14 protein-coding genes are annotated in these 12,677 nt (G+C 65.8%); 9 read left to right on the plus strand and 5 right to left on the minus strand.

The window, feature by feature from the left end:
- Positions 1 to 182: 182 nt before the first annotated feature.
- On the minus strand, positions 183 to 947 hold the full coding sequence (gene surE / locus BSZ14_RS17730) for a 5'/3'-nucleotidase SurE (RefSeq protein ID WP_076711921.1): 765 nt from the start codon (positions 945 to 947) through the stop codon (positions 183 to 185).
- A complete protein-coding gene (gene serS, locus BSZ14_RS17735) occupies positions 947 to 2,224 on the minus strand; it encodes a serine--tRNA ligase (protein ID WP_076711922.1) in 1,278 nt (425 codons plus the stop codon). The genes surE and serS overlap by 1 nt, the downstream gene beginning before the upstream one ends.
- Before the next feature lie 87 nt (positions 2,225 to 2,311).
- On the opposite strand from serS, the gene BSZ14_RS17740 reads away from it, so the two are divergent.
- The 5 genes from BSZ14_RS17740 (at position 2,312) to BSZ14_RS17755 (ending at position 5,303) form a co-directional block, all read left to right on the plus strand.
- Positions 2,312 to 2,743 (plus strand): host attachment family protein, encoded by a 432-nt coding sequence (locus tag BSZ14_RS17740; protein WP_076711923.1) that lies wholly within the window; start codon positions 2,312 to 2,314, stop codon positions 2,741 to 2,743.
- A gap of 58 nt (positions 2,744 to 2,801) precedes the next feature.
- Complete coding sequence (locus BSZ14_RS20130) at positions 2,802 to 2,993, plus strand: hypothetical protein (RefSeq protein WP_083748332.1); 192 nt, start codon at positions 2,802 to 2,804, stop codon at positions 2,991 to 2,993.
- Between the two features lie 66 nt (positions 2,994 to 3,059).
- Entirely contained in the window at positions 3,060 to 3,482 is a 423-nt protein-coding gene (locus tag BSZ14_RS19065; protein WP_241823824.1) for a hypothetical protein, read from the plus strand.
- Positions 3,483 to 4,238: 756 nt separating this feature from the next.
- Complete coding sequence (dksA, locus tag BSZ14_RS17750; RefSeq protein WP_042482882.1) at positions 4,239 to 4,700, plus strand: RNA polymerase-binding protein DksA; 462 nt, start codon at positions 4,239 to 4,241, stop codon at positions 4,698 to 4,700.
- A gap of 198 nt (positions 4,701 to 4,898) precedes the next feature.
- Positions 4,899 to 5,303, plus strand: coding sequence for a PilZ domain-containing protein (locus BSZ14_RS17755; protein ID WP_083748333.1), 405 nt, complete (start codon positions 4,899 to 4,901; stop codon positions 5,301 to 5,303).
- Positions 5,304 to 5,394: 91 nt separating this feature from the next.
- Here the strand turns inward: BSZ14_RS17755 and BSZ14_RS17760 are convergent, their stop codons facing one another.
- Positions 5,395 to 5,550: a DUF465 domain-containing protein gene (locus tag BSZ14_RS17760; protein ID WP_076711926.1), complete on the minus strand. Its 156-nt coding sequence runs from the start codon at positions 5,548 to 5,550 to the stop codon at positions 5,395 to 5,397.
- A 205-nt stretch (positions 5,551 to 5,755) separates the two neighbouring features.
- Between BSZ14_RS17760 and BSZ14_RS17765 the strand changes: the two genes are divergently transcribed.
- Positions 5,756 to 5,953, plus strand: coding sequence for a YdcH family protein (locus tag BSZ14_RS17765; RefSeq protein WP_042482878.1), 198 nt, complete (start codon positions 5,756 to 5,758; stop codon positions 5,951 to 5,953).
- Positions 5,954 to 6,043: 90 nt separating this feature from the next.
- Positions 6,044 to 6,505 (plus strand): DUF1465 family protein, encoded by a 462-nt coding sequence (locus tag BSZ14_RS17770; protein ID WP_076711927.1) that lies wholly within the window; start codon positions 6,044 to 6,046, stop codon positions 6,503 to 6,505.
- On the opposite strand, the gene BSZ14_RS17775 is transcribed toward BSZ14_RS17770, so the two are convergent.
- On the minus strand, positions 6,502 to 7,512 hold the full coding sequence (locus BSZ14_RS17775; RefSeq protein ID WP_198930560.1) for an NAD(P)H-dependent flavin oxidoreductase: 1,011 nt from the start codon (positions 7,510 to 7,512) through the stop codon (positions 6,502 to 6,504). The two genes, BSZ14_RS17770 and BSZ14_RS17775, sit on opposite strands and share 4 nt — an antisense overlap.
- Positions 7,513 to 7,647: 135 nt before the next feature.
- Between BSZ14_RS17775 and BSZ14_RS17780 the strand changes: the two genes are divergently transcribed.
- Entirely contained in the window at positions 7,648 to 10,233 is a 2,586-nt protein-coding gene (locus tag BSZ14_RS17780; RefSeq protein ID WP_076711928.1) for a M1 family metallopeptidase, read from the plus strand.
- Positions 10,234 to 10,586: 353 nt separating this feature from the next.
- Positions 10,587 to 12,149 carry a S10 family peptidase gene (locus BSZ14_RS17785; RefSeq protein WP_076711932.1) on the plus strand — a complete coding sequence of 521 codons (1,563 nt, stop codon included), beginning with the start codon at positions 10,587 to 10,589 and terminating at the stop codon, positions 12,147 to 12,149.
- Between the two features lie 297 nt (positions 12,150 to 12,446).
- Here BSZ14_RS17785 and BSZ14_RS19935 read toward each other — a convergent pair.
- The coding region (locus BSZ14_RS19935; protein ID WP_206744349.1) for a hypothetical protein at positions 12,447 to 12,677 on the minus strand (231 nt) is incomplete at its 5' end.

A 12,677-nucleotide genomic window follows, 5' to 3' on the forward strand; every position in this document is an offset into this window, starting at 1 on the left:
CCAGCCTGTGGCGGCACGGTTGCGACCGGGGCAGGGGGGGCGACCGGCTCGGCGGCGCGCATGGGAGGCTCCATATTGGGAATGCAGCCCGATACGAGCAGCCCCAGCCCCAAGATCCGCCCGATGGCAACCGATGTCCGATCCAACCCCTTGTCCCCCCAGAAAGCCGTTTCGCGATCCGTTCAGCGATAGGCTTCGTTAAGCATAACGAATGAGGGGTCATGCGTCAGGTCGAGTTGCAAAGGCGTTACCGCGATGTGATCGGCGGCAATGGCATCGAGATCGCTGTTCATGCCCGGCCGATGCGGCAGGCGGCCCAGCGCCAGCCAGTAATAGTCATAGCCGCGCGGATCGGCCCGCTTCTCGAGCCGCGCCCGGCCATAGTCGCGCAGGCCCTGGCGTGCGATGCGAATGCCCTTCACCGCGTCCGGGGCGACCGGTGGGAAGTTGACGTTGATCAGCGTGCGCGGCGCGAAATCCAGGTCGAGCAGCGGCCGCAGCACCCGTTCGCCCCAGGCTTCGGCCGTGGCGAACGAGACCTGGTCGCCCACGCCCTGCGTCGGATAGCGCTGGCTGAGCGCGATCGAGCGGATGCCCGCCATCGCCCCCTCCATCACGGCCGACACCGTCCCGGAATAGAACACGTCTTCGCCCAGATTGGCGCCGCGATTGACGCCCGACAGGATCAGGTCGGGCCTGGCGTCCTTCATCACCTCGCCGAGCGCCATCAACACCGAGTCGGTCGGCGTGCCCGTCACGGCAAAGCGTCGCTCACCAAATTGCCGCAGCCGCATCGGCCGGGTCAGGGTCAGCGAGCGGCTGGTCCCCGACTGGTCCTCGGCCGGGGCGACGATCCAGACATCGTCCGACAGCGTCGCCGCGATCCGCTCCAGGGCGGCAAGCCCCGGCGCGTGATAGCCGTCGTCATTGGTGAGCAGGATGCGCATCAGCGCGGCTCCAGCACCGCTTGCCCGCCCAGATAGGGGCGCAGAACCTCCGGCACGACGACCGAGCCGTCGGCCTGCTGGTAATTCTCGATCACTGCGACGAGCGTACGACCGACCGCCAGCCCCGAGCCGTTGAGCGTATGGACGAAGCGCGTGCCCTTGCCCTCGGTGGGGCGATAGCGGGCCATCATCCGCCGCGCCTGGAAATCGGTGCAGGTCGAGCAGGACGAAATCTCGCGATAGCGCGCCTGTCCGGGCAGCCAGACCTCCAGATCATAGGTGCGCGCGGCCGAGAAGCCCATGTCGCCGGTGCAGAGCAGCATCCGGCGATAGGGCAGGCCCAGCGCCTCCAGCACACCTTCGGCACAGGCGGTCATCCGCTCATGCTCGGCATCCGACTGGTCGGGGGTGGTGATCGATACCATCTCGACCTTGTCGAACTGGTGCTGGCGGATCAGGCCGCGCGTGTCGCGCCCCGCCGCACCCGCTTCCGAGCGGAAACAGGGGGTAAGCGCGGTGAAGCGCAGCGGCAGCTCCGCCTCGCTCAGGATCGCATCGCGCACGATGTTGGTCAGCGAGACCTCCGCCGTCGGGATCAGCCAGCGGCCATCGGTGGTGCGGAACAGATCCTCGGCGAACTTTGGCAGCTGGCCGGTGCCGAACGCCGCTTCGTCGCGGACCAGCAGCGGCGGCTGGACCAGCTCGAAACCGTTTTTCTCGGTCATGCGGTCGAGCATGAACTGGCCGAGCGCACGCGACAGTCGCGCCATCGGGCCGCGCAGCAGGGTGAAGCGGGCGCCCGACAGCGCCACGCCGGTCTCGAAATCCATGCCGAGCGCGGGCGCGATCGCGTCATGCTCGCGCGCCTCGAACGTGAAGGTCGTCGGCTCGCCCTTCTGGTGGACCAGCGCATTGTCATTCTCGTCCGCGCCCTGCGGCACATCGGCGGCGGGCAGGTTGGGAATGGCGGCGAGCGCGGTGTTCAGTTCGGCCTCGACGGCGCGTTCCTGCTCTTCCAGTTCGGGGAGCCTGGCCTTCAGCGCGGCGACCTCATCCATCAGTCCTTGCGCGCGTGCCTCGTCCTTGGCCGCCTTGGCCTGCCCGATCTGCTTGGACAGGTCGTTGCGGCGGGTCTGCGCCTCTTGCGCCTCGGCGATGATCGCGCGGCGGCGCTCGTCGATCGCGATCAGCGTGTCGGCCTGGGGTTCCGCGCCCCGCTTGGCGAGGGCGGCGTCGAAGGCGGCGGGGTCGTCCCGGATCAGGCGAATGTCGTGCATGGGGGCGAGGCTATGGCCTTCGCTCCGCCGTCACGCAACCCGTGGCGAAGCGCCCGCGTTATCCCAGTCCACAGAAGGAGAAACGCGATGCAGGTGCCGCATAACAGCTTCGTGCTGGTCGTCGATGGCCGCAAGAGCCTGTTCTTTCGGAACGACGGGGATGCCGAATATCCCAATCTGATCGTCGAACAGGCGGTCGAACAGAATAATCCCGCCGATCGCGACCAGAAGACCGACCGCGCGGGCCAGGCATCCTCGACCACCGGCGGCACGATGGGCGAGGTCGATTTCCACCAGCAGGAGGAAGATCGCTTCGCGGCCGAGACCGCCGATATGCTCAAGCGCCGCGCGCTGGCCAATGAGTTCGAGGCGCTGATCGTCGTCGCCCCGCCCAAGACGCTGGGCGAGCTGCGCAAACATTATCACAAGGCGGTCGAGGACCGGCTGGTCGGCGAGCTGGCCAAGGATTTGACCGGGCATCCCGTGCCCGAGATCGAGGCCGCGCTGCAAAAGGCGTAACCGCCACCCGGCGGCGGCGGCGGGTCAGGCCGTTTTCGGCTTGGCCAGTCGCCGCCGGATGACCAGGGCCGCCGCCGCGCTGCCGAACAGCAGCACCATCGGCGGGGCGGGCACCGGCGTCGGGGGCGGCGTAACACCACCCGAGGACGAGGCGCTGCTGGCCGAAGAGGCGCTCGACGCCGAAGACGCGCTGGAGGCGGAGCTGGCCGACGAGCCGTTCGAGGACCAGCCGCTGCTGCTCGACGCATAGCCGCTCGACGAGGCCGAGGAAGCGGACGACGCCGAAGAGGCGCTGGACGCGCTCGACGAGCTGACGTTGCCCGACGACGAACTGGTCGAGGACACATTGCCCGACGAGGTGGAGGAACCGCCCGTCGACGAGGTGGACGACACATTGCCCGATGATGTGGAAGAGCCGCCGGTCGACGAAGTGCTCGACACATTGCCCGAGGACGATGTGCTGGACACGTTGCCGCTCGACGAGGTGCTGCTGACACCGCCGGTCGAGGTGGAGGAGCCGCCCGAGCCGCCCGACGCGGATGACGTGGACGAGCCGCCCGAACCCCCGGAGCCGCCCGACGCCGACGAAGTGGAGGTCGACCCGCCGCTGCTGGTCGAGGATATCACGATATTGCCGCTCGATCCGCCGCCGCCGCCGAATCCGAAGCCGCCACCAAAGCCACCGCCCCAGCCGCCGCCGAAGCCGCCACCCCAGCCGCCGATGACCGCAGGGATATAGCCGCCGCCCGTCGTCGCCGGTGGCGCACTGGCGGGGAGGGGGATGGGAACCGGGGGTTCCTGGGTCGTGACGGTCACGATCGTCGGAGGAGGCGTGGTGGTGGTGGTCCTGGTCGTGCGCTTGACCACATGCCGCCGTGCGGCTGGCGGGCGGTGATGAACGATGCGCTTCTTGACCTTGGTCTGCTTGACCAGCGCTGGGCGCTCGGGACGATCGACCATGTGGACGGCCCCGCCGCCAATGACGGCACCGCCAGCGACACAGGCCGTCAGTTTCGCCAAGGCCATACGCACAGACATCGTCACATCCTCAAACGGTTCAGGCCCGTAAACGACACGGGTCGGACCAAGGCTTCAAACCGGGCGATGGTTCCGGCATCGCCGCCCGGCCGCCCAACGGCACCCCTTTCAGCATTCTGTCATCACAGTGACCAACAAAGGCTTAAGGTCAAACCCATTGTTGGCGGTCCGCGTCTAGCTTTGGGATTCGCTCCCCCGGACGAACCTGTCTTTAGAAGCATAGGCGGCTCGGCGACAGTCGGGATTCGATGATCGGGTCTGGAAACTGACCATAATGGCACCAATTCGTCCATGTCCGGTTAACATCGCAACTTTATTATAGAAATTGGCAAGACGATGAAACGCCGGTCGCTTGCGGCAGACGGTGGCACCGATTATAGGCCCTCTCGACCATCAGGGGGCGGCCCCGAGGACACGGTGCCGAACGTCGCACCGACGGGCCCTTTGGGAGAGTGGTATGGCGACGGTGTTTAATCGCGTGACGGAATCCACCGGCCCGGATGTGGCCAACGATATCGACGAGAATTATCGTCCCTCGGCGGACGAGCCGTTCATGAACCTGAAGCAGCAGGCTTATTTCCGCCGCAAGCTGATCGCCTGGAAGGAGGCGATCCAGCGTGAGGCGCAGGGCACGCTGTCCCAGCTTCAGATCGACTCGCTGCGCGAGCCCGATCTGACCGACCGTGCGTCGAGCGAAACCGACTGGTCGATCGAGCTTCGGACCCGCGACCGCCAGCGCAAGCTGATCTCCAAGATCGACGCCGCGCTGCGCCGGATCGAGGAGGGCGAATATGGCTATTGCGAAGTCACCGGCGAACCGATCAGCCTGGGTCGGCTTGAAGCCCGCCCGATCGCGACCATGACGGTCGAGGCGCAGGAGCGTCACGAGCGGAACGAGAAGGTTTCGCGCGACGACTGATCCACCGGCTCGGTGCCCCGGTCCGCGTTGCGCGGGGCGCCGGTACGGGGTTCGGGTCGCACTATATGGGCACGGACGAGAAAGACGTGTCCCGTTCGTCAACAGATGTCTGGAACCGCTCTGATTAGGGGGTTGGCAACGTGATGATGCGTATCGCATGGTCGCGCGAGTGTTAACGGGCAAGCGGGAACGATCAGCATGGACGTGACGAACCGCGCACCCGAAAATGGGTCTGCAATGGCGGAAGACGAACTGGAACGCAGCGACCGGGCGGGACGGCGCGACAGCCTGTTGCTGATGGCGCAGATGACGCTGGGCGACGAAGTCGCCCCCCGCGACGTGCGTGTCCGCAATATTTCCGAGGGTGGCCTGATGGCCGAACTGCCCATTTCGGTGGAAATCGGCACGCCAGTCGCGTTGAACCTTCGAGGCGTCGGTGCGGTGTCGGGGCGTATCGCCTGGTGTACCCAGGGCCGCGTGGGCGTCGCCTTCGACCGTCAGATCGATCCGACGCTGGTCCGCAAGCCGGTAGGCGGCGGCACATCGACGCCGGAATATGCCAAGCCCGCGACAGGCTTGAAGACCAAGCCGTTCCACCACTGATTCGGGAATGATAGCGGGGTTGGGTGTCGGGCGGCACGTGCCGCCGACATGGGCCGCGGCGGGTCGGCTGACCCGCGCGGCCGCGTCCAGGCTATAGGCCTTGGATCTCTTCTTTCAGTTTGAGCTTCTGCTTCTTGAGATCCGCCAGGATCAGCGCGTCTGGCACGGGACGCTGTGATTCGGCGCTGATTCGCCGATCGAGCGTGGCGTGCTTGGTCTCCAGGGCCGTTTGATGCGCCGTATGCATGGGCTTCAACCTCCTGTCATTGCTTGGGGGAGTAAGTAAAACACCAAAATCGCCGTCTGTCCCCATCCATTTTCGTCAGAATCGACCGGATGAGGCATTTGGCGCGATGACGTGATGCGGGCTCTCGCCGTGCGCCTTCGGGCTTGCTAGAGGGGCGGGATCGGTGTCGGGCTGTCTTCCGGGCCGGTCGCAAAGGGGGAGCAGGATGGACGTCACGCTGGCACGCGCGCGGATCGACATGTTGCGAACCGAGCATCGCGACCTGGACGACGCGATCGCCGCGCTGCTGCAATCCTCGACCCCCGACCAGTTGCAGATCGCGCGGCTGAAGAAGCGCAAGTTGCGGTTGCGTGACGAATTGGCCGAGTTGGAAGACCGGCTGATCCCCGACATCATCGCCTGACGATTCCGGCCGCCAGACCGCTTCGTATCGGGACAGCCCGCACCGCGCGCCGTCTTGTTCCCGGGGCGGATGTCATGCGAGCCAAGCGCCATGCCCTCCCTCGCGTCTCGATCCCCGTTCCATGCCAAGCTGATCGACGGCCTTTATGTCGAGGCCATGACCCTGGCGGAGGCGGCGCGTGGCTATTTCGACGGGATGGGCCGTGACGAACGCGATGGGCTGGACCCGATCATGCGGGTGGTCTTTTCCTGCGAATCGCTGAAGGTGACGACACGGCTGATGCACGTCATCGCATGGATCCTGACTCAGCGCGCGGTCGAGGCGGGGGAAATGGACTGGGCCGAGGCGCGCCAGCCGGTTCGGCGCCTGGGGGCCTCGCCGGATACCGACGACGCGCAGCTTGCCGCCCTGCCCGAGCCGGCGCGGTGGCTGACCCGGGCGAGCCTCGACCTGCACCGCCGGGTCGAGCGGCTCGATGCCATGGCCGATGACGGGGGCCCGGCCACCAGTCCCGTCCGGGCCTTGCAGGCGCGGCTGGGTCGGGCGTTCTAGTCGCCGACCATTCTCCCCTCGGCAGGGGAGGGGTAAGGGGTCAGCGACAGTCTCTGCCGTGCCGCCTCATATTGACGGCGAAGCTCCGCGACCCGTTCGGCAGCCGGAGCGATACGGTCGACCGCACCAATACCTTGCCCCGCGCCCCAGATATCGCGCCAGGCCTTGGCCGCCTGGCCACCGCCGAAGTTCATCGTCGACACATCGCCTTCGGGCAGATGGTCCGGGTCCAATCCTGCCGCAATGATCGAGGCGCGCAGGTAATTGCCATGCACGCCGGTAAACAGGCTGGAATAGACGATGTCGCTCGCGCGCCCGTCGACCACCGCCTGCTTATAGGCCTCCGCCGCATTGGCCTCGACGGTGGCGATGAAGGGTGAGCCGATATAGGCGAAGTCCGCTCCCATGGCTTGCGCCGCCAGGATGGCGTCCCCGGTCGCGATCGATCCTGCGAGCGCCAGCGGGCCGTCGAACCAGCCACGGATTTCCTGCACCAGTGCAAAGGGCGACAGCCGGCCGGCATGGCCGCCCGCCCCCGTCGCCACAGCGATCAACCCGTCCGCGCCCTTCTCCACCGCCTTGCGTGCAAAGCGATCGTCGATCACGTCATGCAGCGTGATCCCGCCCCAGTCATGGACGCCCGCATTCACATCCTCCCGCGCGCCCAGCGAGGTGATGACGATCGGCACCTTCCACTTGGCGCAGACCGTCAGGTCGGCCTCCAGCCGATCGTTGGAACGATGCACGATCTGGTTGACCGCGAAGGGGGCGGCGGGCCGATCGGGATGCGCCCGGTCATGCGCGGCCAGTTCCTCGGTGATCCGGTGCAGCCATTCGTCGAGCAGGCTGGCAGGCCGCGCGTTCAGCGCCGGGAACGAGCCGACAATCCCCGCCTTGCACTGGGCGATGACCAGGTCCGGGTTGGAGATGATGAACAGCGGCGACCCGATCACGGGCAGGGTTAAACGGTTCAGGGGGGGGCGACTCAGTGCAGGGGGAAGGCTCATGGCTTTACGATAACGTAAAGGTAAAGGCTGTCCAGCCGGGCAATGCCTTTGCAACATTATTACATGACCGTCATTTGCTTTGCGGCGGACAGGGCGTAGAGATTTGCGCATTCCCATTGAAAGGCCCTGATTGCGATGAAGTCCGCCCTATCGGTCCTGTTGGCCCTGACCGTCTCCACCCCGGCGCTCGCGGCGGGCCAGCTGCCCCAGACCGTCGCGCCGGTCCTGTACGACATCACCGTGCGTCCCGATGCGAAGGCGCTGACCTTCAGCGGCGAGGAGACCGTCGATGTCGAGGTGAAACAGGCCACCGCCACCATCGTGCTGAACGCGGCCGAGCTGACCGTGACCCGCGCGACCTTCGACGGCAAGCCGGTGCCCTTCGTGGCGGACAAGGCGGCGCAGACGCTGACCCTCACCCTGCCGCAGGCTGCAAGCATCGGGCGGCACAAGGTCGGCTTCGCATGGACAGGGACGATCAATCGTTCGGCCAATGGCCTGTTCGCCATCGACTATACCAATGCCGACGGCTCGGCCGACCGGATGCTGGCGACCCAGTTCGAGGCGCCCGACGCCCGCCGTTTCGCGCCGATGTGGGACGAACCCGCCTTCAAGGCCAGGTTCCGCCTGACCGCCACCGCGCCCAAGGGGCAGCGCGCGATCAGCAACATGCCCGCCGAGGCCGTGACGACGCAGGCCGATGGCAGCCAGCTCTATCGCTTCGGCGAGACGCCGGTGATGTCCAGCTATCTGCTGTTCTTCGGCTCGGGCAATCTGGACCGCAAGACGGTGGCCGCGAACGGCGTCCAGATCGGCGTGGTCAGCCGCAAGGGCGTGGTCGACCAGGGTGACTATTCGCTGGGCGCGGCGACCAAGCTGCTGTCTTATTACAACGACTATTTCGGCACGCCCTATCCGCTGCCCAAGATGGACATGATCGCGGGTCCGGGCTCCAGCCAGTTCTTCGGCGCGATGGAGAATTGGGGCGCGATCTTCTATTTCGAGAACGAACTGCTCTTCAATCCGCAGGTCATGAGCGAGAGCAACCGCCAGCGTATCCACACCGTCGTCGCCCATGAAATGGCGCACCAGTGGTTCGGCGACCTCGTCACCCCGCGCTGGTGGGACGATCTGTGGCTGAACGAGGGCTTCGCCTCGTGGATGGAGGGCAAGGCCAGCAACGACCTGAACCCCAGCTGGGAAGCGGCGGCGGCCAGCGTGTCGGGCGAGCGCGAGTCGGCGATGGGCATCGATGCGACCAGCGCGACCCACCCGATCATCCGAAAGGTCGAGACGGTCGACCAGATCGGCGAGGCATTCGACAGCATCACCTATTTGAAGGGGCAGGCGGTCATCGGGATGCTCGAATCGACGCTGGGCGCCGATACGTTCCGCAAGGGCATCCGTGCCTATATGGCGAAGTATAAATACCAGAACACGGTGACCGACCAGCTCTGGGAGGAACTGTCCAAGGCGTCGGGCACCAATGTCGCGACGATCGCGCATGACTTCACGCTGCAGGGTGGCGTGCCGCTGGTCACGCTGCAGGGTGCGCGCTGCGAGGGCGGCAAGACGGTCGCCATGCTGACCCAGGGCCGGTTCGGACTGGACGAGGCGTCGAAGGCGGCCCAGACCTGGCATGTGCCGATCCGCGTGGCGACCATCGGCGGGGCCGAGACGACCGCCATCGTGACCGGCGCGGCACCCGCCCCGGTGACGGTCGGCGGCTGCGGCACGCTGGTCCTGAACCAGGGCAAGGGGTCGTATACGCGCGTCATGTATGACGGCGCGGGCCATGCCGCGATCGTGCGTGACTATGCGAAGCTGGCGCTGAACGATCGTCTGGGGACGCTGGGCGACGACTATGCGCTGGCGGCGGGCGGCTATCAGGATCTGAGCCGCTGGTTCGACCTGATGGCGCAGGTCACGCCCGAGGCCGATCCGCTGGAATGGCAGACGGTGGCCGGCGAACTCGCCCGCCTGAACGGCCTTTATGAGGGCACCCCGCTTGAAAAGCCGCTGCGTGCGCGGACGGCGGCGATCCTGTCGCCGGTGCTGGCGCGGATCGGGTTCGAGCCGAAGCCGGAGGACGGCGCGCTCGTCTCGAACCTGCGCGAGACGCTGATCGGGCAACTGGGCACCAGCGGCGATGCGATGGTCGCGGCGCGGGCGCGGGGCTATGTCGCCGCGCTCGCCAGGAACCCCGATGCCATTCCGGGCGCCATCCGCCAGCCGATCCTGGCGACCTATGCCACCCGCGCGACGGCGGATGAATGGGACCGGCTGTACGAACTGGCCAAGGCCGAACGCAATCCGGTGGTCAAGAACCGCTATGTCTCGCTGCTGGGCTATGCCGAGGACGCTGCCGCGGCGCGGCGGGCGCTGAGCGTGTTGAAGGACAATACCTTCACTCCGCCCCAGCGCGCCGCGCTGCTCCGCTCGATCGCGGGGGCACATCCCGACATGGCGTTCGACTGGGCGGTGGCGAACAAGCCGCTGGTCGACAGCTTCCTGGAGGAAAGCAACCGCGCGACCTTCATCGTGGGGCTGGGGGCAGGGTCGAACGATCCCGCCATGCCCGGCAAGATCGAGGCCTGGGCCAATGCCAACCTGCCCGAAGGCTCGCGCGGCGGGGCCAAGCGGTCGATCTCGCAGATCGCGGTGCGCAAGGCGGTCGCCGATCGCCTGAAGCCCGCCGTCCAGGCCTGGCTGTCGCGCTGATATAAAGGCTGGCGGGGGGTATTCCCCCGCCAGCCCGAACCAACCCTCCGTTCAGCCTGAGCGACGACGAAGGCCAAGGGAACCGATAGCTGTGCCTCCCACGCCGACCCGTGGCGCCGTCGCATCCGAGTAGAAACTGGACCCCGGCCTTCGCCGGGGAACGGTCTGGATCGGGACCATGCCCGTGGCCTTCGACCTTGGTCAGGCTGAAGGGAACAAAAGGATAATTGCCCCACGCCCCCGCATGCTCTTGCCTTGCATCCCGAAACACGAAACGATGACGACCCCGTCACCCATTTCGTGAGCCTTTCGTGATCCGCAACAGCCTCGCTTTCCTCCTCGCCGCCACCGCCATGACCGCGCCGCTTGCCGCGCAGGAGGAGGGGGAGAAAAAGGCTCCGCATCATGAAGCCGCCAAGGCCGAGGCGGAAGCCGCCTGGGCGCGCGCGCCGCTGGAGGAGACCGAGGTCCGCCACCGCGACAGCGTGACCATCAATGGCCGCGCCTATCCCTATATCGCCTCGGCGGGCACGCTGACCGTCCGCGATATCGAGGGCAAGCCGACCGCCTCGATGTTCTACACCGCCTATACGCTCGACGGCACCAAGCCGGGCACGAAGCGGCCGGTGACGTTCCTCTATAATGGCGGGCCGGGGTCGCCATCCTTTTGGCTGCGCATGGGCTCGTTCGCGCCGATCCGCATCCGCACGACCAGCCCGGAGTTCGTGCGGCCCGCGCCCTATGATGTCGGGCCGAACCCGGACTCGCTGCTCGACAAGACCGACCTCGTCTTCCTCGATGCGATCGGCACCGGCTATTCGCGGCCGCTGGGCGATATGAAGCCTGCGCAATTCTACGGCGTGGACGAGGATGTCGACGTCTTTGCGGGCGCGATCCAGCGTTACATCACCAAATATGGCCGCTGGATGAGCCCCAAATTCCTGCTCGGCGAAAGCTATGGCACGCTGCGTTCGGGCGCGCTGGCCTATCAGTTGCAGGAAAAGGGCATGGCGCTGAACGGCGTCGTGCTGCTCAGCTCGATCATGAATTACGGCTATCGACAGCCGGGGCTGGATCAGGTCTATCTGAACTATCTGCCCAGCTATGCCGCGACCGCCTGGTATCACAACCGCCTGGCCGATCGTCCGGCCGATGTGGCGACCGTGGTGGCGCAGGCGCGTGCCTTTGCGGTCGGACCCTATATGTCGGCACTGGCCAAGGGGCAGAGCATTTCGCCGCAGGAGCGCGACCAGATCGCCGAGCAGATGAGCCGCCTGATCGGCATCTCGCCCGATTATATCAAGCGTGCCAACCTGCGCATTGACCTGCCGCGTTTCCAGAAGGAGTTGCTGCGCGGATCGGCGCGGACGGTGGGGCGGTTCGACTCGCGTTACCTCGGCATCGACACCGACGCGGCGGGCGAGCGGCCGGAGACGGATGCTTCTTCCGACGCCATTTCAGGGGCTTATATCGCGTCCTTCCAGGATTATCTGCAATCGACGCTCGGCTACAAGACCGAGTTGCCCTATCGCCTGTCGGCGCGCGACGCGGCGGGCTGGACCTGGAACTGGAAGCACAGGTCGCCCGACGGGTCGCAGAACAATCCCAACACCGCGATCGACCTGGGTGCCGCGATGCGGGCGAACCCGTATCTGAAGGTGCTGTCGATGAACGGCTATTACGACATGGCGACCCCGTTCTTCGGCACCGAGAACGATCTTGGCCATATGATGCTGGAGCCTGCGCAGCAGGCAAATCTGCGCTTCACCTATTATCCGGCCGGGCACATGACCTACCTGAATCCCGACGCGCTGCGGAGCATGAAGGCGGACTTGTCCCGCTGGTATGACGAGGCGGTGAGCGACGCGAAGTCGTCCACCCCGCCGGTGCCGCCTTCGGGGCAGGGGGCGCGGTGAAACTTGGATAGTTATCACAGCAGGTCACAAAATCTATAGCGTCAACGTCTCATAGTCCATGATATGCGACGTTGACGCAGTAAATTTAAGCCAAACCATGCGAGTGCATGTGCTCACCGTTTGCTTCCCATGCGCCAACAATGACTCCTTCGAACATCACACGACTAATCTCGTCCCTCCAGATTATGTAGAGAGTGCCCTTGTAATCTGCGAGCTTGGTGATGGCACCATCCCACAGTCTTTGATACTTATGACTCAGGTTCCGCATTGTAGCATTAGCGTGACCCCATGTCTGGTTTAGGCGCTCAATGCGTGAATCGACCTCACGCTCGGCGGACAGCTTAGGAACTGTCGGTAAAACATCTGGCGAGCTTTCACCGCACTCCTCATGTCCTTCCACAGTAAGCGCTGTTGCGCGGTCACCTTGCTGATGGCGGCATAACCGGGGACGGATTGGCCTTTCTGGATAGCAGCAAGGCCTACAGCCATGACGATGTCATGTGACGATACTGGCACGAGGCCGGTTCG

The organism is Sphingomonas sp. Sph1(2015) (assembly GCF_001970915.1).
GTDB classification, from domain to species: Bacteria; Pseudomonadota; Alphaproteobacteria; order Sphingomonadales; family Sphingomonadaceae; genus Sphingomonas; species Sphingomonas parapaucimobilis.

What these genes read in the sequence shown, in the direction of transcription:
- surE (WP_076711921.1), bottom strand. Translation starts at nt 947, where the DNA reads ATGCGCATCCTGCTCACCAATGACGACGGCTATCACGCGCCGGGGCTT.
- serS (WP_076711922.1), bottom strand. Translation starts at nt 2,224, where the DNA reads ATGCACGACATTCGCCTGATCCGGGACGACCCCGCCGCCTTCGACGCC.
- BSZ14_RS17740 (WP_076711923.1), top strand. Translation starts at nt 2,312, where the DNA reads ATGCAGGTGCCGCATAACAGCTTCGTGCTGGTCGTCGATGGCCGCAAG.
- BSZ14_RS20130 (WP_083748332.1), top strand. Translation starts at nt 2,802, where the DNA reads ATGACCAGGGCCGCCGCCGCGCTGCCGAACAGCAGCACCATCGGCGGG.
- dksA (WP_042482882.1), top strand. Translation starts at nt 4,239, where the DNA reads ATGGCGACGGTGTTTAATCGCGTGACGGAATCCACCGGCCCGGATGTG.
- BSZ14_RS17755 (WP_083748333.1), top strand. Translation starts at nt 4,899, where the DNA reads ATGGACGTGACGAACCGCGCACCCGAAAATGGGTCTGCAATGGCGGAA.
- BSZ14_RS17760 (WP_076711926.1), bottom strand. Translation starts at nt 5,550, where the DNA reads ATGCATACGGCGCATCAAACGGCCCTGGAGACCAAGCACGCCACGCTC.
- BSZ14_RS17765 (WP_042482878.1), top strand. Translation starts at nt 5,756, where the DNA reads ATGGACGTCACGCTGGCACGCGCGCGGATCGACATGTTGCGAACCGAG.
- BSZ14_RS17770 (WP_076711927.1), top strand. Translation starts at nt 6,044, where the DNA reads ATGCCCTCCCTCGCGTCTCGATCCCCGTTCCATGCCAAGCTGATCGAC.
- BSZ14_RS17775 (WP_198930560.1), bottom strand. Translation starts at nt 7,512, where the DNA reads ATGAGCCTTCCCCCTGCACTGAGTCGCCCCCCCCTGAACCGTTTAACC.
- BSZ14_RS17780 (WP_076711928.1), top strand. Translation starts at nt 7,648, where the DNA reads ATGAAGTCCGCCCTATCGGTCCTGTTGGCCCTGACCGTCTCCACCCCG.
- BSZ14_RS17785 (WP_076711932.1), top strand. Translation starts at nt 10,587, where the DNA reads ATGACCGCGCCGCTTGCCGCGCAGGAGGAGGGGGAGAAAAAGGCTCCG.